Origin of the sequence: Streptomyces sp. WP-1 (assembly GCF_030450125.1) — a bacterium.
GTDB lineage: Bacteria > Actinomycetota > Actinomycetes > Streptomycetales > Streptomycetaceae > Streptomyces > Streptomyces incarnatus.
In genome coordinates this window covers 59,482-83,214 of sequence record NZ_CP123923.1, presented here as the reverse complement: position 1 = coordinate 83,214, position 23,733 = coordinate 59,482, and the positions used below count along the sequence as shown (strand labels likewise).

The following is a 23,733-nucleotide window of genomic DNA, read 5'->3' as shown; positions in this document are numbered from 1 at the left end:
GGTACCTAGAGGGTCGATGAGGGCCGCCGGCCGGCGCGCCAGCCGCTGAGGGCGCGGGAGCGGTCGCGGCCCCGGGCCGCGCCTTGCGCCGCGGGTCCGTCGGCGACGGCGGCGCCGTCGAGGTGTGCCGCGAGGGCGCGCACGGTGGTGTGGCGGAACAACTCGGCCGCCGTTAGCTGGGGATGGGCGGTGCGCAGCGCCGCCAGCACCCGCAGCACCCCGTGCGAGGTCCCGCCGAGCTCGAAGAAGGTCGCGTCGTGGTCCCGCACGGGACGACCGAGGACGGTCTCCCACACCTGGCACAGGCGCGCCGCGGTGGACCCGTCCGCCGGGGGCGGCCCGGTGGTCGCGGCCGGCCGCCGGTCGGCCGCCCAGCGCGCCAGGGTGTCGCGGTCGAGTTTGCCGTTGGGCAGTTGCGGCAGCGCGGGGACGCGCAGCCATGCGCCGGGGACCGCGGCCGCGGGGAGCCAGGCCTCGGCGTGGGCGCGCAGCTCCCGCAGCGGGCCGGGGGCCGCCGGGCGGGGCGTCCCGTCCGCCGCGACGCCGTCCGGCAGGAAAGCCACCAGGTGGGTGGAGTCGGCGTTCGGGGCCACGGCGACCTGCGGCGCGCCGCCCGCGCGCAGGGTGGCCTCCACCTCCTCCACCTCGATCCGCTGGCCGAGGATCTTGCACTGTCCGTCCCGGCGGCCGAGGAACCGCAGCCCCTCCGGGCCGTCGAGGACGACCAGGTCCCCGGTGTCGTAGCCGCGTCCGCGGCCCCCGCCGAGCGCCACGAACCGCTCGGCGGTCAGCTCCGGGCGGTGCCAGTACCCCTCGGCGACCCCCAGGCCGCCGATGACCAGCCGGCCGGGGCAGCCCGGGGGCAGCCGCCGGCCCAGCCCGTCCAGCACCTGGCAGGACTCGCCCGGCAGCGGCAGCCCGATCCGGACGGCGGCGCCCCGGGAGACCCGCCAGGTGGTGGACCACACGGTGGTCTCGGTGGGGCCGTAGCAGTTGACGACCGGCCCCGGGACGGTCGCCGTCAACTCCTGCGCCAGATCGCGGGCGAGGGGCTCGCCGCCCACCAGCAGGGCGCCCAGCCGGCCCAGCAGGGCGCGGCCCGCCGGGTCGGCGAGCAGCAGCCGGGCGATGGTGGGCGTGCACTGGTACAGCGATCCGGCCGGCACGTCCTGCTCGGCCGCCTGCCGGTGCCCGGTCACCAGGACGGTGCGGCCCCGGGTGAGCGGCCACAGCAGTTCCAGGACGCTGATGTCGAAGGACAGGCTGGTGCCCGCGACGGTCAACGGCGCCCCGGGCAGGGCCCGGTCGCACGCGTCGAAGAGCGCGGTCAGCCGGGCGTGTCCCACCACGACGCCCTTGGGCCGGCCGGTCGAGCCGGAGGTGTGCAGGATGTACGCGCGACCGGCCGGGTCCGCCGGCGCGGCATCGCCCGCCTCGCCGTCCGCCGGTACGGCAGGCCCGACGTCGGCCATGTCCAGAGGCAGGACGCCGGGCGTGTCCCGCAGCGCCCCCGGCAGGGCCCGGTCGCCCAGGACGACGGCCGGGGCGGTGTCCGCCACGATGAACCGCAGCCGCTCGGCCGGGTACTCGGGATCCAGTGGCACGTACACCGCGCCCGCCCGCCAGACGGCGAGCACGGCCACCACCAGGTCCGTGCCCCTCGGCAGGCAGATACCCACCCGGTCTCCGGGCCGCACCCCCCGCCCCATGAGCGCCCGAGCCACCGCGCCCGCCCGCCGCTCCAGGGCGGCGTAGGAGAGCACCCGGCCCCCGTCGGTGACGGCGGCGGCCTCCGGAATCGTACGGGCGTGCCGCAGGACGAGTTCGTGCACCGGCCGCGGGTCGGGGTCCAGCGGGGCGCCCTCCAGGACGGCCAGTTCGGCCTTCTCCGTCTCGCCGAGGAGGTCGACGGCGGCGAGCGGGCGCGCCGGGTCCTCGGTGAGCCGCTCCAGGAGACGGACCACGTGGTCCACGGTGTTGCGGGCCCGCTCCGGCGGCAACGCGCCCTCGCGGTGGACGAGTTCCAGCCGTATCCCGCCGTCGGGCAGATGGCGCAGGGCGAGGCAGCAGTCGTACTCCGCCTCCCCGGTGTCCGTCTCGCCGACCGTCCAGCGCAGCCCGCCCGCCTCGACCGCCGGCACCGGGACGGTCTCGGTGCACAGGATCTGGGCGAGCGGCTTGCGGCCGGGCTCCCGTACGGCGCGCACGCCGGACAGGATCTCCTCGAAGGGCAGTTCGGCGTGGTCGAGCGCGTCGAACAGGGCGTCCATGGTTCGGTCCACCACCGTCGAGGTGTCCGCCCCGGCCAGGCCGACGCGGACCGGGACGGTGTTCTGGAGACAGTCGATGCGCCGGTCGCCGCCGCCCCTGCGGCCGCTCACCGGGACCGCGAGGACGACGTCGTCCCGGTCCAGGTACCAGGCCGTCACCGCGCCCACCGCGCCGAGGAACTGGACGAACGGACTGGCGCCGGTGGTCCGCGCGCGGTGCCGCAGCCGGTCGCGGAGCGCGGCCGGCAGGTCCCGGACGACGGTCCGCTTGCGCCGGCCGGCCGCGGGCCGCGCCCAGGGCAGTTCGGTCCGCTGCGGGCAGCCCTCCAGGTACCGCCGCCAGAAGGCGCACAGTCGTTCTCCGTCCGCCGGTGGCGCCGGCTCGTCGTCGTCCAGGGTGCCGACGGCCGGTCCGGTCGTGGCGGGGCCGGCGTAGGCGCCGGTGAGCGCCGACAGCAGCAGGGCCGTGGAGTCGTCGTCGAAGACCGCGTGGTGCACGGCGATCAGACAGTGGGTGCGCCGCGGGCCGACCAGCGCCCTGATCCGGCACAACGGGCCGCCGCCGTGTTCGAACGGTACCGCCAGCGCCGCGGACTCCGCCGCCACCAGCGCGTCCGGGTCCGGGGTCGTCCGGATCACCATGTCCACGGTTTCGGGGTCGTGCACCCGCCGGCGCAGCCCCTCGGGGTCGAGGTGCAGCGAGGTGCGCAGCGCCGGATGGGCCGTGACCACCGCGCGCAGCGCGTCCCGGAGCCGCCCTGGATCGGCCGCACCTTCCGCGGTGATCCGCTTGACGAGGGTGCGGGCGGCGCCGCCGTCCTGCTGGTCCAGCAGGTAGAACCGCAGCTGTCCGGGGGTGGCCGGGCGGGTGTCGGCGCGGCTCATCCGGTGCTCTCCGGACGTGTGCCGGCCCTGACGCGCAGCAGTGCCGTCATGGCCGCCGGGGTGGCATGGCGGATGACCTCTTTCAGGGCCAGTTCCGGCAGTCCGGCGCCGCGCAGCGCCGTTTTGAGCCGCAGCGCGAGCAGGGAGGTGCCGCCGAGGTCGAAGAAGTTGTCGTCCGGGGCCACGGGTACGTCCAGCACGTCGCGCCAAGCCCCGACGACCCGGTCGAGGACGTCACCGGACGCGTCCGGGGAGCCGGCAGGGCCGGCCGGGGCGTCCGCGTCCGGCTCGGGGGCGGGCAGCAGCGCGGTGTCGAGCTTGCCGTTGGCGGTGACCGGAAGGGTCGTGAGCGCGGTGACGGTCTGCGGGACCATGTACTCGGGCAGCCGGGCCGCCGCCCGTCGGAGCAGCCCGTCGGTGGAGCCCCCGGCCGTGAGCACCACATAGGCGTCGAGCCGGGCCTCGGCGGTGCCGGCGCCGTGCACGACGACCGCCGCGGACGTGACCGACGGGTCCCGCAGCAGAACGTCGCGGACCTCGCCGAGTTCGATACGGAAGCCGCGCACCTTCACCTGGTCGTCCAGCCGCCCCAGATGTTCCAGCTCCCCGCCGGGCAGCAGCCGGCCCTGGTCGCCGCTGCGGTAGAGCCGTCCTCCCGGCACCCGCGGATGGCGGTCGGCCGTGAAGCGTTCGGCCGTCAGCTCGGGACGGTCGAGATAGCCGAGCGCGACCCCCGCGCCGCCCACATGCAGTTCTCCCGCGACGCCGGGCGCCACCGGACGGCCACGCGCGTCCAGGACGTATAGCTCCCAGCCGGGCAGCGGACGGCCGACGACCCGGCTGCCGGTACGGGCATCCTCGGGGGTGACCGTGTGGGTGGTGCTGTGCACGGTCGTCTCGGTGATGCCGTACATGTTCTCCACACGCACCCGGGGATAACGCGCGAACCAGGGCGACAGGGTGCGGGTGTCCAGCGGTTCGCCACCAAAGACCACCAGACGCACCGACAGGCGGCCCCGCGCCAGCCGGTCGGTGGCGAGCAGCAGCCCGAACGCCGTCGGTGTCTGGCTGAGGACGGTCACCTCCTCGTCCTCCAGCAACTGGTGGAACTCCTCCGGATTGCGCGAGACCGCCCGCGGTACGACCACCAGCCGGCCGCCGGTGAGCAGACAGACCCAGATCTCCCAGGCGGAGAAGTCGAAGGCGAACGAGTGGAACAGCGACCACACGTCGTCCGGGCCGAGGCCGAAGCCGTCGCGCGTCGCGTTCAGCAGCGAGGTCACGTTGCGGTGTGTCACCAGCACGCCCTTGGGCCGTCCGGTGGACCCGGAGGTGTGGATGGCGTAGCAGGGCAGATCCGGGTCGACGGCGGGCAGTGGCCGGGCCGGGTCCCGTGGCCGGGTGTGCACCGGCAGCCAGTCGATGTGCTCCGGCAGGTCCGCCGGGCGGGAGTCCGCGTCGCCGACCACGACCCGCACGTCCGCGTCGCCGATCACGAGGGCCAGTCGCGCCTCGGGGTAGGAGGGGTCCAGCGGCACGTACGCCGCTCCGGTCTTCAGCACGCCCAGCAGGGCGACGATCAGATCGCAGGAGCGTTCCATGCGCACGCCCACCCGGTCCCCGGCCCGCACCCCGGCCTCCGCCAGCGCGCGGGCCACCGTGCTGGAACGCTCCTCGACCTCGGCGTAACGCAGCGCGGTCCGCCCGTCGTTGACGGCGATACGGTCGGGCGACAGCCCGGCGCGCCGGGTGAACAGCGCGGGCACGGACCGTTCTTCGGGCGCGAGAGGGGCGCCGCGCCCGGCGTCCAGGACCCGCTGCCGGTCCGCCTCGTCGAGGACGGTCACCGAGGCCAGGCGCGCCTCGGGCCGCTCGGCGAACTCGCGCAGTACGGCGACGATTTGGCGGGTGAACAGCGCCGCCTGGTCGGCCGAGAACCACCGGTGCCGGAACTGGAGCAGCCCCCGCGCGGCGCCCTCGGCCGCCAGGTCGACGTAAACGAGCAGGGGGAACTTCGCGGCGCCCGCGAAGGGGTGGGGGAGCGGCCGCGCGGTGAGCCCCGGCAGACGCAGCGGCGGCGGGGTCCACAGGGGGGCGACCGCGGCGGTCAGCGGACCGGCGCCCGAGGGGTGGCCGGTGGGCAGCACGTCGAAGAGCGGCAGGTCCGCGTCCCGGTAGGCGGCGAGGCACTGGCGGTGGCAGGTGCGCAGGTAACCGGCCACGGTGCCGTCCTCCGCCAGGCGCACCGGAACGGGGACGGTGTTACTGAAGTAGCCGATGGTGTGCCGCTGCGCGGCCGGCCGGCGGGTGACGAAACTGCCGACCAGCGAGGCGTCCGTGCCGCCGTTGCGCGCGAGCACCAGCCCCGCCGCGGCGGTCAGCGCCGAGTAGCGGGAGATGCCCAGGCCGCGGGCGGTGCCGGCCAGTTCCCGCCATACGTCCTCCGGAACGGTGAACGGCAGCTGGCCGCCGTCAGCGTCGGCCGCGTCGCCGTCGCCGCACCCCCAGCCCGCTGCGGAGCCGAGCGGGAGGGCGGACAGTTCGGCGCGGCGGGCGGCCGCCCGGCCGGCGCCGCGCCGGGCGGCCCCGGCCGCGGCCGTCGCCCAGCCCGGGTAGTCGCCCGGGGGCCGTGTGGTGTCGCCCGTGAGCACCTCGGTGACGGCCGTCTCCATCGCCTGGTCGTCGACGACGAGGTGACTGGCGGTCAGCACCAGATCGGCGCTGCCGTCCTGGCGGCGCAGCAGCGCCCCGCGCATCAGCGGTCCGTTCCGCGTGTCGATCGGGCGCAGGCACTCCGCCAGGCGCCGGGCCGCGCCGTCGTCGTCCGCCGCGGACGGCGGAAGGATCTCGTCCCGCCACTCCGGGGCGGTGTCCGACCGGGCCATGCCGAGGGCCGGGCCGTCGTCGACGAGGCGCGAGGACAAGGCCGGATGCCTGCGCACGAGGGCGCGGAACCGCTCCGCGAGCAGCTCACCGTCGAACGTGCCGGTCAGGCGGTAGGCGGCGACCACCGTGTGCAGGCCCGGCCGTTCGGCCAGGGCGTCGGCGAGGTGGACGCCGACCTGATTGGGTGCGAGCGGCCAGCCGGCCCCGGCCGGACGGGCGCCGGCCGCCGGGCCGCCGCCGTCGATTGCGCCGTCGTCCGGGGCCGGCCCCACGAACCCGCCACTGCGGTCGATCACGGCTTGCCTCCAGTCGGTGCGTGTCCTGCTGGTGAGGGGCCGCGCCGCGGCGCGGAACGCCGGCCGGTCGCCCGGGGCCGGACGGTACGGCTGTGTCCACCGTCCCGTGCGCGCGGCCCCGCGCAGACCGGCTCACTCATAGTCGATCCAGTCCATGGCCTCGATCGCGGCCACCGTCTCGGCGAGCGCCGCCGGATCGGGAGCGGACCCGCTGAGCGCGGCCACGTTGCCGGCCGCGCCGATCCGCCAGTCGACCGGCGCGCCCGGTTCGACCAGCGGTACCACCCGGTCCACGTACGGCAGCCGGCGCAGCCCGGTCAGGTCGCGCATCGCCTTGACGCGGGTGGCCCCCACGGGCGGCACGATCAGATAATGGAAGACGGCGGGGCCGCGCCCCACCGGGTCGGGGGTGGTGTACGGGCGTCCCAGCGCCGCCTTGACGGCGATGTCGGCCGGCACACTGCTGCCCGCGCGCACGCCGAGGTCGTCCACCCAGGCGCCCAGGCGGCCGTTGACCTCGATGACCCGCGGGCCGTCGGGGCTCAGCTTGATCTCGACATCGGCCACCCCGTGCACACCGAGGGCGCCGACCGCCCGGCACGCCAGGTCGGCCACCTCCCGGACCAGGTCGTCCGGCACCACCGACTGCCCGCCGTACGCGCCGCGTTCCCGGAAGGGCTCGGCGAGCGCGAACTTGCTGCTGACGAAGACCGGGCGCACGTCGTCGCCGCGGGCGACGCAGTCCACCGCCATGTAGTCGCCCCAGGGGGCCTCGACCGGCATGCCGACCAGCAACTCCTCCAGGACGACCGCGGTTTCGGCGGGGCCGCCGATACCGCCGAGCGCCGCCGCGACCACCGCGCGGCACTCGTCCGCCGTGGCGACGGCGGTGGTGTTGCGGCTCGACGCGCCGACGACCGGTTTGACGATCGCGGGCAGTCCCACCCGCGCGATGGCCGCGTCCACCTGGTCGGTGGCGGTCACGGTGCAGAACCGCACGGTGTCCAGGCCCACTTCGGCGAACCGCTCGCGCTGGCGGTCCTTGTTGGTGACCGCCTCCCGCAGGGCGGGGGAGTGATAGGGCAGGCCGAGCGCGGCGGCCAGCCGGACCGTGTCCGCGATACGGAATTCGCTGAACGTGATGATTCCGGTGGGGTTCAGCCCGCGTAATTCATCGACGACCGACGCTTCGGTACGGCCCGCCGTGTTCACCACCCGGCCCATTCTGCCGAGGAGTGGGATCATCTGCTGTGCGTGTGCCGAGTCCGTGGCCACGAACGCGATTTCGCAGTCATTGTCGCGGGCCACCTGGGAAAGACGGAGCGGCGCGAGACTTCCGACGTCGTAGACGGCGAGGAGTACCGGTGAATCGCTCAAGTGGGTGGTCCTTCCCAAGTGATCGACATGAGAGGCGGCAGAAGCATAGTCATTGACCAGGGCTCCGACAATGATCGATTTTCAGCCATCGCTTTCCGGGTGATTTCTCCGGGGATTGCGGAGTGAGCTGCGTCACATCAACTGGCGGAAGGTTTCGCCACATGCGGCGCCGACCAATTTCCTAGCGTTGGCAGCCCAATCCCGTCCGTGGGTCCGCGTCGGTCTCGGAATCGTCGTGCGTTTGATGAGGTGAGGAGTCAGATGAACCAGATTCCCGGTACGGAAAACGGTGCGGACCGTATTACGGTGTTGTGGGCAGAAGTCCTCGGAACGGGTTCCGACCCGGATCTGGGTTTTCTGGAGAACGGTGGGGATTCTTTCCGGGCCCTCACTCTCTCCACCATGATCCATGAGGAGACGGGCGTCGAGATAGATTTCCTCGACATCCTGGAGAGCGAGAACGCCCACGCAGTGCGCGACCTTGTGCGCTCCGCGGCCGACTCGTCCTGACGCAATCGGACGGTGGGCCCCGAAGATGAGAATCCGCGATCGGAGGAAACACGTGTCCGCTCCGCGTGCCGCGGAAGAGACGGCCTCCCCTGAACCGGGCGCTCCCCGGCCCCTGCGGATGATGTGCGTCCCCTACGCGGGAGCGGGCGCCGGCGTGTACCGGGGACGGCGGCCGGAACCCGGCGCCGAACTCGACGTGGTGCCGGTCCAACTCCCCGGGCGGGAGGAAGAGTTCACGGCGCCGTTCCACCGTACGGTCCGGGCGGCCGCCGAGGACGTCGCCGGCCGGGTCGCCGGGCTCGCCGACGGGGCCCCCTACATCCTCTTCGGCCACAGCCTCGGCGCCCTCCTCGCCTACGAGGCGACCCGCCACCTGCTGGAGACCGGCGGTCCGGCGCCCCGGCACCTGGTGGTCAGCGGCTCGGTGAGCCCCCGGCGCCGCCGCCCCGAGAAACTGTCCGACGACCCGGCGCGGGCCGTCGCCCAGTTGCGCGAGCTGACCGGGCAGCCGGAAGCCTTCGCCGACCCCGAGATCCGCGACCTGCTGCTGCCCGCCCTGCGCGCCGACATCGCGATGGCCGAGGGCTACCGCCCGCAGCCGCACCGTCCGCTGCCGGTCCCGCTCATGGCCCTTCGCGGCACCTTGGACGCCTCCGTCCCGGTCACCGACTGGCGGGACTGGGCGGCCTACACCTCGGCGGGCTTTTGGACCGTCGAGTTCCCCGGCGGCCACATGTACCTCACCGAATCCTGGCCCGCCGTGCTGCGCGCCGTCGCGGAGCTGGTGTGACGACTCCCGGTACGCAACGAAAGGAGCCGCCCGTGGCAGCGGCCGCCCCCGCGACCCTTCATGAGCTGTTCGCCCGTTCCGCCGCACGCCATCCGGACCGCACCGCGCTGGAAGTGGACGGCCGGACGTTCAGCTACGCGGAACTGGACCGCCTGTCGGACCGGCTGGCCGGACGGATCCTGCGTCGGGCCGGCCGCCGCCCCGCACGGGTGGGGCTGCTGGCCGCCCGCAGCCTCACGGCCTACGCGGGCTATCTGGCCGCGCTGCGGCTGGGCGCGGCGGCGGTGCCGATCAACCCCGCGCACCCGCCCGCCCGGCAGCTGGCGATCGTCAAGGACGGCACCCTCGATCTCGTCGTCGGCGCGCCCTCGCGCACGCGGAACGGGGCCCAGGCGCGGCCCGACCTCGGCGTGCCCTGGCTGCTCGTCGACGAGGTGTCGCTGACGGAACCGGCCGACGGAACCGGCGGGGCAAAGGGCGACGACGGCGGGGACCGGCCGGACGGAACAGCCGCCGCGCCGCCACGGCCGGACGACATCGCCTACATCCTGTACACCTCGGGCTCCACCGGTGCGCCGCGCGGTGTGCCCGTCCGGCACACGAACATCGTGCCGTTCATCGAATGGGCTGTCGACGCCTGCGGTTTTGGCCCGCAGGACCGCACCTCCCAGAACGTCGAGTTCTCCTTCGACGTGGCCGTCTACGAGATGTTCGTGACCTGGGCGGCCGGCGGCGCGCTGGTCGTGCCCCGCGCCAACGACGTGCTGCGGCCCTCCCGGTTCGTCAACGAGCACCGGATCACCCACTGGTTCTGCGTGCCGTCCCTCGGCAGCCTCGCCGAGCGCACCGGCGCGCTCGCCCCCGGCTCGATGCCCACCCTGACCAAGGTCATGCTGGGCGGCGAACGCCTCACCGCCGAACAGGCGCGGCAGTGGGCCGAGGCCGCGCCCAACGCCGTACTGCACAACATGTACGGGCCGACCGAGGTGAGCGTCGTCTGCGTGCACAAGGACCTCGGGAGCGTCGGCCGGCTCGTGCCCGCCGGCTCCAACGGGACGATGCCCATCGGTGAGGTGCTGCCGCACCTGGAGAGCGTCGTGCTCGGGGAGGACGGACAGCCGGCCCCGACCGGCGAGTTGTGTCTGCGCGGGCCCCAGCGGTTCGCCGGCTACCTCGACCCGGCCCACAACGAGGGGCGGTTCCTGCGCCGCCGGCCCGGGGCGGCCGCGCTCGCCCTGCCGGCGGGGGAGACGCCCCGCGACACCGACTGGTACCGCACCGGCGACCTGGTCCGCGCCGAGGGGGAGGGACTGGTCTTCCTCGGCAGGCTGGACGACCAGGTGAAGGTGCGCGGTCATCGCATCGAAGTGGGCGAGGTGGAGGCGCAGTTGGCGTGCCACCCCGCGGTCCGGGAAGCCGTCGTGGTCGCCCACCACGCCGGGGCGGAGGCGACGCTGGTCGCCCACTACACGGGGACCGTCACCCCGGCCGCCGAACTCACCGGCTTCCTCCGCGAGCGGCTTCCGCGCTACATGCTGCCGAGCCGCTTCCTGCACCGGGAGTCGTTCCCGCTGAACACCAACGGCAAGACCGACCGCCGCTCGCTGCCGGCCCCGGCGCCCGACCCCGGACAGGCACCGCACTGAGCCGCGCGCCCGGCCGGGGCGCGCGCCCACCACCACGTCGACCCGCTGCGGAGGAGACATGTCAGGCATCACGACCGGTGAGATACCGAAGATCCTCCTCATCGGTTCCGGTGACCTCACCACACGGTTGGGTCATCTGCTGGCGAGCGCGGAACCGGAGACCCGGCTCGTCCTCGCGAGCCGCTCGGCGGAGCGCGCCACGCGCTTCGCGAACCTGACCAAGCTGGCGGCCGCCAACCTCGGCCGGATACGCGAGGTCGAGGCGGTGGCCATGGACATGGCCGACGTGGACCGCACCGCGGAGCAACTGAGGCGCATCCGGCCGACGATCATCTTCATGGGCGCCTCCATCCAGGCCGCCCGCGCCATCATGGACCTGCCCGGGGACCTGTTCCGACGGCTTGACGAGGCACAGCTCGGCCCCTGGCTGCCGATGCACCTCACGCTCGTGCACGAGCTGATGCAGGCCGTCCGCCTCGCGGAGTCGCGGGCCGTCGTCGTCAACGCCGCCTACCCCGACGCGGTCGGCCCCGCCCTCGCGGCGCTCGACCTGGCGCCCGACGTCGGGATCGGCAACATCGGCAACATCGTGCCCGGCATCACCTGGGCGGCCGCCGAGGAACTGGGCGTCTCCCCGGCCGAGGCCGAGGTAAAGGCCGTGGGGCACCACTACTTCAGCCACCACGTGCACCGGTTCGGCGAGGCCCGCGGCATCCCGCACCTGCTCGACGTCCGCGTCGCGGGGACGCCGGCCACGCTCGACGCCGACGCGCTGTACGCCCGGCTGGCCGGCGGCCTGCGGCGCCAGGGCGGCAAGGAGGGCCAGCAGCTGACGGCCACCTCCGCCGCGCGCCTCCTGCTCGCGCTGCTGTCCCGCACGGAGCACACCCTGCACGCGCCCGCCCCTGGCGGCATGACCGGGGGCTACCCGGTGCGGGTGTCGCGCGACGGCGTACGGCTCGACCTTGCGCCCGGCACCACCCCCTCGGCGGCCCAGGCCGTCAATCGGCGCTGCCAGCTCCTGGACGGGATCGAGCGCGTGAACGCCAACGGAACGGTCCAGTTCACCGAGGAACGGATGGCGGTGATGCGGCAGATGCTGGGCTACCACTGCACCGAGCTGAAGATCGCCGACGCCCGCTCCGCGGCGACCGAACTGGCCGGGCGCTACGACGCCTTCCTGCGCCGGCACGGACTGGGCGCATGACCGCGCGCACCGTGCTCTTCGACCTCGACGGCGTCCTCGTGGACAGCCAGGACGCCGAGGTGCTGGCCCTGCTGGAGTTCGCCGGGACCGTGCACGCCCGGGTCCCGGCCGAGGGCTTCGCCGAGCGGGTCGCGGGCCGCCGGATGAGCGAGTCGGTCGCGATCATCGGGCAGTACACGGACGACCCGTTGCCGAACGACGCGGTGGCGCGGGTCAGGGAGATCGCCGAGCGCTACCTGGCGACCCGGTTGCGCGCCACCCCCGGGATGGTGGCGGCCCTGCGGGAGATCACGGCACCCGCGTACGTGGTGTCGAACTCCCCGCTCGGCATGATCGAGGACCGCCTGCGCCGCACCGGCCTCGCCGGCTTCTTCACCGGCCCCCACTTCTCGGCGTACGAACTGGGCACGTGGAAACCGGACCCCGGCCTCTACCGGCAGGCGGTACGGACGCTGGGGGTGGACCCCGAGACCGTCGTCGCGGTCGAGGACAGCGAGGTCGGCGTGCGCTCCGCCCACGACGCGGGCCTGCGCGTCCACTGGTACCGGCCCGACCGGTCGGAGGAGAGCCGGTGCTCGGGGCGCGTCCGGGTCTTCGGAGACATGAGGGCACTGCCCGAACTGCTCGCGGCACGGGTGTGACCGGACGGCCCGCGCCGCAACCGCCCACACGGAATCCGCGTCCGCTGTCTCCGTGACTCCGGCGGCACAGGGCCGTACGGCCACAGCTGCCACAGGCCGGGGCCGAGGGCGTCCAGGTCGGCGAGGACGCGGTGGTGGCGCTGCCGGTTGAGTGGCCAGGGACAGTTCCAGTCCGGGCCGGTCGCCGTCCGCCGCCGCGCGCGTGCGGCGGCCCCCTTCGGGCCGTTGCCGCGACCGCCCTTGCGCGGAGATCGGCCATGTTCCACCCAACGGCTACCAGACCCCGGGGCTCGCTGTCGTCCTGCTCCCGGTCCTGGCCCTCGCCCTCGGCAGCTGTACGTCCTGCCTCCCGTAACCGCCTTGTGGGTGCGCTCGTTGGCCCGAAGCGAAAGAAGATGATCTCACCGAAGGGAGACCCGGCATGGCATGTGACGCCCCCTGGATCGAGAAGCGGCGTTACGAGTACGCCGGCGGCCGCTACATGGGCTGTGGAAACTGCGGCGGTGACCTGTGCACTGTCTGCGGATCCAACCACCTAGAGCCGAGCGACGTGCACTTTGAGTTCAACGACGACAACGTCTGCCCAGACTGCAGTCCAAGGCGCTGATCGAGGACCGCGGAACCGTCCGGTCGGCGGCGGTCTTGGCGATTGAGTCATTGGGGACCTCACGGTCGGGGCCCACGACTCCGGGCTGGGCCGACCGTGGGGCGGTGGGCATCCGTGGAGGGAACCTCCGGGTGCGGCGCGGCGGGCACCGGCGTGGGTGCTCCTACTGTCGGCTGGTGTGACGCACGAGACGAACAGACCAGCAACCGGCCCCGCGAGGCGCAACCTTCTGACCGTCGGCGCCGGGGCCGTCCTCGCCACGGGGTGCAGCCGCTTGGTGGCCGCCCCGGACCTCGGGGCGGGCCCGTCGTCCTCCGGCACCACGGCGGGCGCCGATCTGACGCCCGGAGCGATGACGCTCTTCAAGGACGCGGCGTACAACTTCAACGGGCTTTTCGCCCTCGGCGCGTCCGGCGCGGGCGCGGCCGAGGTCGGAGAGGTGCTCACCGCCGTCAACGCGGTCAATGGGGCGGGCCTGTCCGCACAGTCGTACGTCACGACGTTCAGCCGGCTGGGCGACCGGCTCATGGCGGCACCCGCGGGCGGCGAACCGGACGGCCGGACCACACGCTTCCGGGCTCTTCGCGCGGCGCAGTACTACGGCCAGGCGCTCTTCTTCGTCCTCGGCTCCGACGCTCCCGGCGACGAGGAGCGGCTGTACAAGGCAGGTCGCGCCGCCTGGGACAAATTCTGCTCGCTGTGCGACCCGCCGCCGGTGACGGACCGCGTCCCGTACGGGAGGACCCCCCTGCCGGTCTGGTTCTTCCGGCCCGACGGGTCCGGGAGGCGGCGGCCCACGGTCATCCTCACCAACGGCAGCGACGGCCAGAACGTCGACATGTGGACGTACGGGGTGCCCGCGGCGCTGGACCGGGGCTGGAACGCGCTCGTCTACGACGGTCCCGGGCAGGGACAGCTGCTGTTCGTCGACCAGGTGACGTTCACGCCGACCTGGGAGAAGGTCGTCGCCCCGCTGATCGACTGGCTGTCCCGGCGGCAGGACGTGGACACCGGGAAGATCGCGCTCACCGGGCTGAGCATGGCGGGCGACCTGGTGCCCCGGGCGGCCGCGTTCGAACCACGGCTCGCCGCCGCCGTCGCGATGCCCGGCTGCGTGGAACCGTGGCGGGGCTTTCCCCCGGAGATCCGGGAGATCCTGCGGCCGGGCAAGGCGGAGACCAACGCCATCTGGACCAAGGAGGTCGTCCCGCACCTGCCCGCAGCCGACGCGGCGACGATGAAGAAGCGCTTCGAGCCGTTCTCCGTCCCGGCGATGCTCGCCGCCCGCCAGGGGAAGATGTTCACGGACTTCTACACCCCGGCCCGAGCCGTCCAGGCGCTCACGATCACCGACGTGGTGAGCAGGATCAGGACGCCGATGCTGGTCCTCGACTACGAGGGTGAGCAGTTCTACCCCGGCCAGGCCCGCGAGCTGTACGACAAGCTGGCCTCCCCCAAGGACTACGTGAAACTCACCGCCGCCGAGGGCGCCCAGCTGCACTGCTCGCCGATGGCTCCCCAACTCCACTGCGAGGTGGTCTTCGACTGGCTCCAGGAGACCCTCTGAGGCGGGGAAGCGTCCGCGGCCAAGGATGACCGGGCCGGACCGGACGGGCACCACGACCAGGCCGCACCCGGCGCACGGGCACCCCCCGACACACGGTCCCAAGCGCCCAAGCGGCTCCCCGCCCACGCCCGCAAGGTGACCGAAAAACGCCCCTGACCAGGTTCTATGTGCCACGCGCGAGGCAGTGGCCGATTGTCGCGCCGATCGGCTGCCGAATTTCGTGCTCATCGGCGTAACGCCTTAGAGTCGTCACATGGTTGGCCCAGGCAACCTTTGTTGCAGGTGTGCCGCCACCCCGCGTGGAGTAGCGCCCACGCGACCGAGGCCATGAGGCGCACGTCTCCTGACCACCCCCCACAGATGAACAACCATCAGGCCGGGTCACGCAGCGCCGCGTTCCGGCTCAGGAGGATCACACATGTCCGATGTCGCCCCAGGCTTCCGCAACCATGTGGAGCACATCCTCGACGCCCTGCGGGAGAACCCCGACCGCGAGGCACTGGTATACGGCGACCAGCGGGTCACCGCGGGCGAGCTGCGCAGCCTGGTGTACCGGATGGCGTGGGCCATGCAGGCCCAGGGCATCGAGCGCGGCCAGACGGTGACTCTGCTCAGCGGCAACCTCCCGGAGGCCCTGGCCGTGCGATATGCGGCCAATCTGATCGGCGCCCGGGTCAATCACCTGTACAGCAAGCTCGCCGCCGACGTACAGGCCGCGATCGTTCGCGACGTGGAGAGCCGGGCACTGGTCGTCGACCCGCGGATGACCGACCGCGCCGCCGACATCACCGAGTCGGTACCGGTCAAGTCGGTGCTGGTGCTCGGCCCGACCGAAACGGGCGAGGACCTGCTGGCGCTCTGCGCGGCCCAGCCCGCAGAGCCCTTCGCCAGCCAGGCGCAGCCGGACGACATATGCGCCATCCGGCACACGGGCGGCACCACCGGCCATCCGAAGGGCATTTGCACCACCTACCGTCAGGTGCAGGCGCAGCGCTCCGCGCGCCCGGTCGACGAGACCGCCGCCCTGACACACCGTCAGCTCGTGGCCACCACCATGGCCCACGTCGCCGGCATGCTCATGGACGCCGTGCTGGAGTACGGCGGCGCCGTGGTCCTGCTCGACGACTTCGAGCCGGGGCAGGTGCTCGAGACCATCGAGCGCGAGCGCATCACCCACCTGTGGCTACTGCCGCCCCTGCTCTACCAGTTGCTCGACCACCCGCGCATGGAGCACACCGACACCTCCACACTGCGCCAGGTCCTCTACGGCGGCTGCCAGGCGTCCCCGGCACGACTGACCGACGCCGTACGCCGCCTCGGCCCCGTACTGCTCCAGGGGTACGGACAGAACGAGGCGGGCCTGATCAGCATCCTGTCCGCTGACGACCACACCCGCCCCGAGCGGCTGCGCAGCGCGGGAAAGATCCTGGACGGCGTCGAGGTCGAGATCCGGGACGAGGACGGCAACGTGCTCCCCGACGGTGAACACGGCGAGATCGTGGTGCGCTCGGACATGGTCATGGAGGGCTACTGGAAGCAACCGCGGCTCACCGCGGAGATCCTCCGGGACGGCTGGCTGCACACCGGCGACATCGGATTCCGGGACCCCGACGGCTACTTGACCGTCGTCGACCGGCTGAAGGACATGATCGTGGTGGTCGGCGGCCACGTGTACACCACCGAACTGGAGGACCTGCTCAACAGCCACCCGCAGGTCGGGCAGAGCGCCGTCTTCGGTGTCCGCGACGAGGACCGCACGGAACGCGTCCACGCCGCCGTGCTGCTCGCCCCCGGTGCCACCCTCGACGCGGACGAACTGCGTGCCTTCGTACGCGCCGAACGCGGGCCGATGTACGAGCCGGCCCACATCACCTTCCCCACCGAACTGCCCCTCACCGACGTGGGCAAGCCCGACAAGAAGGAACTGCGCCGCCGCGCCACGGCCCGGCCGTGAGGCTCCGCGACGCGGCCGACGGCCCGTCACCGCGGTACCACCGGGCCGTCCCGGAAGCCGGATGAGGCAGGTACGACGGGGAGGCGTGAGATGTCGGATGCCGGATGCCCTGGAGTTCTCCGGGGCATCCGCTGCTGGACCCGACGGTCCGTGTCGGTCTTCGGCAGTGCGCACAACGTAATACGCGCTGTACCCGTGGTGTGCGCCGATATCGTGGTGGAGCACACCATGCTGCCCTCGGAACCGACCCACTTCGAAGACGGTGTCCGAGCTGAACTCGCCCTTGATGACGGCGGATTCACCTCTCTCGCCCTCCGCCACGCGACAGACGAGTGCCTCCGCCGCCCCACGGTCGGCCGAACTGCCCTCAGGAGAGGGCATTCCCCGACGATATTTCCCCACGGACGGTCACGGTCTCCCGGCTGAGCCCCCCCGGGTCAGGTCGGCGCCGTTGAGCGGCATCGCGGTTGCAAGGACCTCTCGGATGGGACTTTCCTGTCCTCAAGGCACCAGGCGGGTTGTACACCTGTTCTAGCGGGTGGTCGGCGACACCGGAGCGTGTCCAGCCCGCCAGAACGGTGCGGATCTGGTCCTCCATGACACTGGTCACCTGGTCAGTTCCGAGTCGAGCATGTCGTAGAGCCGGCCCGGCGAAGGCAAGTCGGCGGACGTCCAGGGCATCAATCACGCGGGCGGTTCAGGGCGACAACCCCGGCCCCCCTCCGGGCTGCGGACAAGTTCGGGGCCCCGAAGGGTGGCGGACGGCATACGGGGGCGGATCCTCACGGACACGAGCTGAGGCCGCGAGTCCGTCCGCTCCGGTCAATCGCGTGTTCCTCCTTCGAGGTTGCGTACTCCACGGCGGGCCGCCGCACCGCCTCACGGTTCCCGGGCGCCGCTGCCAGGGCCTCCAGATTCACCTTGCCATCTTGACATGTGCGTAACAATTCAGTCGTCAATATTCATCCGGGGCGGGCATCGCCCCGCCCGACAGGAGGCCGGTATGTCCCCGTTCAGGAAAGGCCCGGCGGCGACCGGGCTGTCGCTCGTCGTCGCCCTGCTCACCGCGACCCCCGCTGCTGCCACCGGAGGCCCCCGTACCGGCGCCGACGCCCACGCGGTCGCGGCAGCGGTGGTCTGTGACACGTACTGTGACGCGCGCGATCCCTCCGCCGCCACCTCGGACCGGATCCCGGTCAGCAGTTCCCTGTACGGCCGGACCGTCCGGCTCCACCTCTCCGACAACGATGTCATGGGCTGGGCGTCCATCGACGACGGAAACCCCGGCGACGAGGTGTGGCTGGACCGCAGTTTCGACGGCGGCCGGACCTGGTCCTCCGGAAGCAAGCTCGGCGACACCAAGACCCCGCAGGGATACCGCGGCTGGCGGACCCAGATGTACAACGTGGACGATTGGAACACCGCCGGAGTCGGAGCTTTGCGCGCGTGCGGCAAAGCCGGTGACCGGGCGGAGATCACCTGCACCCCCTGGGCCCGGGTCAACCGGAACGCCTGGAGCCGGGGCACCGCGGCGGCCACGGCACTGATGATGTCCTACGACCGGGGCACCGGGCTGTTCGGCGGCAACGGCTGGTGGACCGGCGCGAACGCGCTGACGGCCGTCATCGACAATGCCCGGGTCAGCGGCATGCCCAGCTACAAGTACGCCCTCTCCACCACCTACGACAAGAACCTCGGTGCGCAGGGCGGCAACTTCACCAACGACTATCTGGACGACACCGGTTGGTGGGGGCTGGCCTGGGTCGCCGCGTACGACGCGACCGGTGACAGCCGGTACCTCAGCACCGCTCGCACCGACGCGGACCACATGAACGCCTACTGGACGGGCACATGCGGCGGCGGGGTGCTGTGGAACGAGTCCAAGACCTACAAGAACGCGATCACCAACGAGCTGTTCCTCCAGCTCAACGCGGCGCTCCACAACCGGATTGCCGGTGACAGCGTCTACCTGGACCGTGCCCGGCAGGAATGGTCCTGGTTCCGGCAGAGCGGCATGATCAACCAAGACCACATGATCAACGACGGCCTCACCGACGCCTGCGCCAACAACGGCCAGACCACGTGGACGTACAACCAGGGCGTCGTGCTCGGTGGCCTCACCGAGCTGTACCGGGCGACCGGCGACACCGGCCTCCTGGACACCGCCCGCCAACTGGCCGACGCCTCCACCACACGGCTCCAGACCGACGGTGTGCTCCGTGAACCCGGGGAGTCCGACGGCTGCACCGGCGACGGGCCTTCCTTCAAGGGCGCCTACGTACGCGGGCTCGGCAAACTGAACGCGCAGTTGTCCGGCCATCCCTACGCCGCGACGCTCACCCGGTGGGCGGACACGGCCTACGCCAAGGACCGCAGCACTCTCGACCAGTACGGCCCGCACTGGAACGGCGGTTCGGGCACCACCGACTACGGGTGCCAGCAGAGCGTTCTCGATCTCCTCAACGCCGCAGGGCAGTAGCCCGGCCAGGGCCACGGAACCGTCGGCGGCGCCCCCGAAGGAGGCTTCGGCACGGGCGCCGTCGAACGGTTGACCGGGACCACTGTCGCTCTCGTAACGCACGCCGCGACGCACATCCTGCCAACCCGTCCGGCCCCGGCCCGGAAGGTGCGGGCGTGGGGGAGTGGGGCCGTTGACGGCGGCGGTGGACGTGCCGCTGCACCGGTTGCGTCAACACCACCTGCGTGGTTGCCGTTTCGAGCGGCGGGGACGGGCTCGGTCACCAGCTCGCCGGACAGCCGGCGCGCTCCCTGGCCCCAGCAGGTGAATTACACGCCCACCAGGGGCCAGGGGCCAGGGGCCAGGGGCCCGGGACGGAAAGCGGGCCCTCCTCGACGACACGCCCCTCTTTGAGGAAGACCACGCGGTCCGCGGTGCGGATGTTGCCGAGCCGGTGGGCGAGGATCGCCTGGGGGGCGGTGGTGAGAGCGGCCGTGACGGCGGCTCCGTTTCCGGGGCATCAGCCAGGGTGTTGTCCCGTATGGTGATGCCGGAGGCGGGCTGGGACAGGCCCTCGACCAGAGTTGCCCGGCGAGGAGTCGGAACGCCCTCGCCGGGCAGTACGACGATCACCTGGCGAGAGATTCCGAGGCCATGGTGGACAGTTCGCTCGGCAACGCGTGCGGCGGCTGCTGTTCCTTTCGCCTGCCGCTCCGCGGGGGCACACCGACTCCCCTGGGAGTAAGCGACGCCGGGATGGCCACGCCCGCTGAGGCATTCTCCGCCGACGAGCCGCCGCCGGTCAGAGGAAGTTGTTCGGCCAGATCATGGTGCGCCACATGTGGGCCACGGGAGAGCTGTCAAAGCCCAGGCCCTGCGCGGGCTGGCGGAAGTGGCGGCCGACCACGTCCTCGAACTCCTCGAAGTCGACATGGACATCGGGGTCGAAGGTGTACAGGTCGTTGATGGTGACCATGCGCGCCGACATGTACCAGCGGTGTCGGCGGGCCTCAAGATAGGCGGCCCGGGTGTGGGCGGGTGGCTGGTACTCGGCGCCGAAGAAGTCGCTGTACGCCTCCGGGTAGCCATAGCCGACGCTCTCGTCGGGGAAGTAGCGCAGGATCTCGTGCTGGCGGATCGCCCAGGCCACTTCCTCGTCGACATAGGGACCCACCAGCTGGGCGCCCCAGTGGCCGTGCTGGCTGCGCAGCAGGCCGGCGACCGAGATGTCGTGCAGCAGGCAGGCCAGCACCACCTTCTCGTCCGCTCCCTGCTCCCGTGCCTTGCGCGCGCTCTGCATCATGTGGCGCGTGGTGAAGGGATCGAGCGCGAGCCTGCGGCGGAAGAAGTCGGCGAGGGTGGGCCGCTCGGGCATGGGGGGAAGCGTCGGGTTGTCTCCCATCATGAAGACCTGTCCCGACTCTCGCGAGGACAGCCACCTGTCACCGGAGCGGTGACCATCGGTCCCCAAGGTCGCAGCAGCCGGCGGACAGATGACGCGGGCGTGCTTGTGCTGGCCGTGAGACACGTACTGCCTTTCTGAGGGGTGCCACCGGATCGGGCACCGAGGCTTTGATCCCATCAGGAAGATCAACAGCCGAAGCTCCGGGTTCACCCGAATGGCGGGGCTTGCGACGGGAAACCCCCCGCCACGGTGAGCCCGGCGCACAACAGCTCGAAGCGCCGCGCAACCAGCAGTGCGGGTGATCATGGCGGAGGACCGGCTTGCTCATGGCGAGGCGGCCGGGCGGCGTCGGTGAAAGGAGAGGGCTCATCCGTTTGACCGGTGATCCGGCTGGTTGAATGCTGGACGTCGTGACGCGCAGAAGGCGAGGAGCCGCATCAGCCGAGGAGACCACCCCCGGGGAGCCCGGCGCCGGGGCCCAGGGAAGCCCCGCGGAGGGGGTGGCGGGCTCGGGCCTGTCGACCCGTCTTCTCGTGCTCATGGCCGTCGGAGCGGGTATGTCGGCGGCCAACACGTACTACGTGCAGCCGCTGCTCGACACGCTCAGCCATGACTTCGGGGTCGGCAGTGGCATCGCCGGGCTGGTCACGACCTTCGGCCAGGTCGGTTACGTCCTGGGGCTGGCCCTGATCGTGCCGATGGGGGACCTGGTGGAGCGTCGCCGTCTGGTGACGATCACGACGGTGGTCACCGGGCTGGGGCTGCTGGGGATGGCCGCGGCACCGAACATCGGGGTGCTGATGGCGCTGGCGGCGGTCGTGGGCTTCTGCACGGTGACGGCCCAGATCTTCGTCCCCTTCGCGGCCCATCTGGCGACCCCGGCGAATCGCGGGCGCTCCGTGGGGATCGTCATGAGCGGGCTGCTGGTCGGCATTCTGCTCGCCCGGACCGTGTCCGGCGTCATCGCCGGAGCCACGAGCTGGCGGGTCGTCTACCTGGCCGCAGCCGTGCTGACGTTCGCACTGTCCGTCGCCTGCCGCATGGAGCTGCCGTCCTCGGCGCCGACCACACGCACCGCCTATCACCGGTTGCTCGGCTCGGTGGTGCGGATCTACCTGGACGAACCCGCTCTCCGCCGCCGCGGACTCTACGGGGCCCTCGTGTTCGCGTCGTTCAGCACCTTCTGGACCGCGATCGCCTTCCAGCTGGCCGGTCACTACCACTTCAGCCAGACGGTGATCGGGCTGTTCGGTCTGCTCGGCGTCGCCGGCGCCTGCTGCGCGCAGATGGCCGGGCGCATCGCCGACGCGGGCTGGGGACGCGTGGCGACAGCGGGGTTCATCGGGCTCACCGCGGTCAGCTGGATCGCCGGGTGGGCCGGTGGCTCCCGCGTCGGCTGGCTGGTCGCCGGGGTCCTGCTGCTCGACCTGGGGGTGCAGGGCACCCATATCTCCAACCAGAGCGAGGTCTACCGGCTGCGCCCGGAAGCGCGCAGCCGGCTCACCACCGGTTATATGTGCACCTACTTCGTCGGCGGAGTCGCCGGCTCCGGACTGGCCGGCGCCGCCTACGGCGCCTACGGCTGGAACGGAGTCTGCCTGCTCGGTGCCGTTTTCCCCGCCCTGGCACTCCTCGTCTGGCTGACCGAGGCCCGCTGGCCACTGCGGACCATGGCCCGAGAATGACGTCGAATCCTCACGGGTCCTCACGGGCAGGCTACGGCGCACCGACATTCAGACAGCGCCATCCAGACACCGCCGCGGACAGCGACGTCGCCGGAATTTGATCAGCTTGCCCGGAGCCGACTGCATGTCGGCTCCTGATCCCATCGATTCCGGCCGGCGCCCGTTCTGTTCGTCCGCCGACCGTCGCGCCGGGGGCCCGTGGGCGTGGTCAGATCTGAGCGAGACCGCCGTCGACGAAGAACTCCCCGCCTGTGCTGAAGGAACTTTCGTCGCCGGCCAGGAAGAGCGCGAGGGCGGCGACCTCGTCCGTACGCCCCATCCGGCCGAGCGGAACCTGGGTGGTGAAACTGTCCGCCAGCCGCCGGCGGGCCGCGGGGTTGTCACCCGCGAGACCGAGGATGCCGGGAGTCTCGATCGGGCCGGGGCTCACGGCGTTGACGCGGATACCGCGCTCGGCCAGTTCCGCGGCCCAGGAGCGGGCGAGACTGCGGATGGCCGCCTTCGTCGCACTGTAGACGCTCATGGCGGGCACGCCCTTGGAGGCGTTGGTGGAGGACAGCAGGATGATCGACCCTCCTCGGTCCAGCAGGGGCAGCGCCTTCTGGGCGGTGAAGACGATGCCCTTGACGTTGATCGCGAAGGTACGGTCGTAGTCCTCCTCGGTGATGTCCCCCAGCCGTGCCAGCTCACCGCCGCCCGCGTTGGCGACGAGGATGTCCAGACGGCCCGAGCGGTCACGGACGTGGGCGAAGAGACGGTCGATGTCGTCGAGGTCGGACACGTCACCGCGGACCGGGACGGCCCTGTCGCCGAGCTGCTCGGCCGCGGCCTTGAGTTCGTTCTCGCGGCGGCCGGTGATGTAGACGGTCGCGCCCTCCTTCACGAAGCGCTCGGCGATGCCGAGTCCGATACCGGTCGAGGCGCCGGTGACGAGGGCGATCTTGTTGTCGAGCTGTCCCATGATTTCGCTCCTTGTAACTATGACGGTTACGTCTATGGGCGAGGGCGGGCCTCCCGTACGCCGGACGGGCCCCGGCCCGCGGTCAGTGAGCGGCGAGAACGCCGCGCAGGACGTCGGCCAGGCTCGACCCGGCGAACTCCTGCCGCACCGCGGCCTCCGCCCGGTCGTACACCTCGCCGATGGCGGGCTGGATCCCCCGGCCCACCGGACACTCCTGGTTGGGCAGGGTGCGGTGCATGGCGAACAGGGGCCCCGGCTCGACGGCGTCGTACACCTCCAGGAGGCTGATCTGCGCCGGGTCGCGGGCCAGGACCCAGCCCGCGCCCGCGCCTCGCCGGGAGGAGACGAGACCGGCCTTGCGCAGGTCGCCGAGCAGGCGCCGGATCACGACCGGATTGGTGTTCACGCTCTCGGAGATCTGCTCGGACGTGGCGACCGTGCCGCCCTGGCGCCGGTACAGCTCCATCCATACGAGCACATGGGCCGCGACCGTCAGTCGGCTGTTGGCGCTCACCCGTACCACCTCCCAGATGTAACCATAACAGTTACATCGCGCTTGTGTGCCGTCCGGGCGTTTCCGTTCGCGCG

General features: G+C 72.2%; 15 protein-coding genes. 9 read left to right on the top strand and 6 right to left on the bottom strand.

Features of this window, described 5'->3' with window-relative positions; all coding sequences use genetic code 11:
* Positions 1 to 5: 5 nt before the first annotated feature.
* The 3 genes from QHG49_RS00380 to QHG49_RS00370 all read right to left on the bottom strand — a co-directional run bounded on the left by QHG49_RS00380 (position 6) and on the right by QHG49_RS00370 (position 7,582).
* Positions 6 to 3,155, bottom strand: coding sequence for an amino acid adenylation domain-containing protein (locus QHG49_RS00380; RefSeq protein WP_301486662.1), 3,150 nt, complete (start codon positions 3,153 to 3,155; stop codon positions 6 to 8).
* Entirely contained in the window at positions 3,152 to 6,337 is a 3,186-nt protein-coding gene (locus QHG49_RS00375) for an amino acid adenylation domain-containing protein (protein ID WP_301486660.1), read from the bottom strand. Before QHG49_RS00375 ends, QHG49_RS00380 begins: the two co-directional genes overlap by 4 nt.
* 132 nt (positions 6,338 to 6,469) lie before the next feature.
* Positions 6,470 to 7,582 (bottom strand): acetyl-CoA carboxylase biotin carboxylase subunit family protein, encoded by a 1,113-nt coding sequence (locus tag QHG49_RS00370; RefSeq protein WP_301486658.1) that lies wholly within the window; start codon positions 7,580 to 7,582, stop codon positions 6,470 to 6,472.
* 393 nt (positions 7,583 to 7,975) lie between these two features.
* Here QHG49_RS00370 and QHG49_RS00365 point away from each other — a divergent pair, with 393 nt between their 5' ends.
* From QHG49_RS00365 to QHG49_RS00325, 8 genes are all read left to right on the top strand, one after another.
* Entirely contained in the window at positions 7,976 to 8,224 is a 249-nt protein-coding gene (locus QHG49_RS00365; protein ID WP_159697536.1) for an acyl carrier protein, read from the top strand.
* A 52-nt stretch (positions 8,225 to 8,276) separates the two neighbouring features.
* Positions 8,277 to 9,014, top strand: a complete 738-nt coding sequence (locus QHG49_RS00360) for a thioesterase II family protein (protein WP_301486654.1) — start codon at positions 8,277 to 8,279, stop codon at positions 9,012 to 9,014.
* Between the two features lie 32 nt (positions 9,015 to 9,046).
* Positions 9,047 to 10,660: an amino acid adenylation domain-containing protein gene (locus tag QHG49_RS00355; RefSeq protein ID WP_301486652.1), complete on the top strand. Its 1,614-nt coding sequence runs from the start codon at positions 9,047 to 9,049 to the stop codon at positions 10,658 to 10,660.
* 58 nt (positions 10,661 to 10,718) lie between these two features.
* A complete protein-coding gene (locus tag QHG49_RS00350; RefSeq protein ID WP_301486650.1) occupies positions 10,719 to 11,867 on the top strand; it encodes a hypothetical protein in 1,149 nt (382 codons plus the stop codon).
* Entirely contained in the window at positions 11,864 to 12,508 is a 645-nt protein-coding gene (locus QHG49_RS00345; protein ID WP_301486648.1) for an HAD family phosphatase, read from the top strand. The genes QHG49_RS00350 and QHG49_RS00345 overlap by 4 nt, the downstream gene beginning before the upstream one ends.
* A gap of 785 nt (positions 12,509 to 13,293) precedes the next feature.
* Positions 13,294 to 14,682, top strand: a complete 1,389-nt coding sequence (locus QHG49_RS00335) for a S9 family peptidase (RefSeq protein ID WP_301486646.1) — start codon at positions 13,294 to 13,296, stop codon at positions 14,680 to 14,682.
* Positions 14,683 to 15,100: 418 nt separating this feature from the next.
* Positions 15,101 to 16,636, top strand: coding sequence for an AMP-binding protein (locus QHG49_RS00330; RefSeq protein WP_301486645.1), 1,536 nt, complete (start codon positions 15,101 to 15,103; stop codon positions 16,634 to 16,636).
* 1,003 nt (positions 16,637 to 17,639) lie between these two features.
* Positions 17,640 to 19,115 (top strand): glycoside hydrolase family 76 protein, encoded by a 1,476-nt coding sequence (locus QHG49_RS00325; protein ID WP_301486642.1) that lies wholly within the window; start codon positions 17,640 to 17,642, stop codon positions 19,113 to 19,115.
* A 781-nt stretch (positions 19,116 to 19,896) separates the two neighbouring features.
* Here the strand turns inward: QHG49_RS00325 and QHG49_RS00320 are convergent.
* The gene (locus tag QHG49_RS00320; protein WP_201300476.1) at positions 19,897 to 20,469 is read right to left on the bottom strand and encodes a hypothetical protein; all 573 of its coding nucleotides are present in this window, start codon (positions 20,467 to 20,469) and stop codon (positions 19,897 to 19,899) included.
* Between the two features lie 569 nt (positions 20,470 to 21,038).
* Here QHG49_RS00320 and QHG49_RS00315 point away from each other — a divergent pair.
* Positions 21,039 to 22,184, top strand: coding sequence for an MFS transporter (locus QHG49_RS00315; RefSeq protein ID WP_301486639.1), 1,146 nt, complete (start codon positions 21,039 to 21,041; stop codon positions 22,182 to 22,184).
* Positions 22,185 to 22,392: 208 nt separating this feature from the next.
* On the opposite strand, the gene QHG49_RS00310 is transcribed toward QHG49_RS00315, so the two are convergent.
* Both QHG49_RS00310 and QHG49_RS00305 read right to left on the bottom strand, forming a co-directional pair.
* A complete protein-coding gene (locus QHG49_RS00310) occupies positions 22,393 to 23,145 on the bottom strand; it encodes an SDR family NAD(P)-dependent oxidoreductase (RefSeq protein ID WP_145490947.1) in 753 nt (250 codons plus the stop codon).
* A gap of 82 nt (positions 23,146 to 23,227) precedes the next feature.
* On the bottom strand, positions 23,228 to 23,659 hold the full coding sequence (locus QHG49_RS00305) for an Rrf2 family transcriptional regulator (RefSeq protein WP_159697518.1): 432 nt from the start codon (positions 23,657 to 23,659) through the stop codon (positions 23,228 to 23,230).
* Positions 23,660 to 23,733 lie beyond the last annotated feature (74 nt).

Bases quoted from the DNA above. Each gene is read 5' to 3' on its own strand.
- QHG49_RS00380 (WP_301486662.1), bottom strand. From the start codon at position 3,155: ATGAGCCGCGCCGACACCCGCCCGGCCACCCCCGGACAGCTGCGGTTC.
- QHG49_RS00370 (WP_301486658.1), bottom strand. From the start codon at position 7,582: ATGATCCCACTCCTCGGCAGAATGGGCCGGGTGGTGAACACGGCGGGC.
- QHG49_RS00365 (WP_159697536.1), top strand. From the start codon at position 7,976: ATGAACCAGATTCCCGGTACGGAAAACGGTGCGGACCGTATTACGGTG.
- QHG49_RS00350 (WP_301486650.1), top strand. From the start codon at position 10,719: ATGTCAGGCATCACGACCGGTGAGATACCGAAGATCCTCCTCATCGGT.
- QHG49_RS00345 (WP_301486648.1), top strand. From the start codon at position 11,864: ATGACCGCGCGCACCGTGCTCTTCGACCTCGACGGCGTCCTCGTGGAC.
- QHG49_RS00330 (WP_301486645.1), top strand. From the start codon at position 15,101: ATGTCCGATGTCGCCCCAGGCTTCCGCAACCATGTGGAGCACATCCTC.
- QHG49_RS00325 (WP_301486642.1), top strand. From the start codon at position 17,640: ATGTCCCCGTTCAGGAAAGGCCCGGCGGCGACCGGGCTGTCGCTCGTC.
- QHG49_RS00320 (WP_201300476.1), bottom strand. From the start codon at position 20,469: ATGCCCGAGCGGCCCACCCTCGCCGACTTCTTCCGCCGCAGGCTCGCG.
- QHG49_RS00315 (WP_301486639.1), top strand. From the start codon at position 21,039: ATGGCCGTCGGAGCGGGTATGTCGGCGGCCAACACGTACTACGTGCAG.
- QHG49_RS00310 (WP_145490947.1), bottom strand. From the start codon at position 23,145: ATGGGACAGCTCGACAACAAGATCGCCCTCGTCACCGGCGCCTCGACC.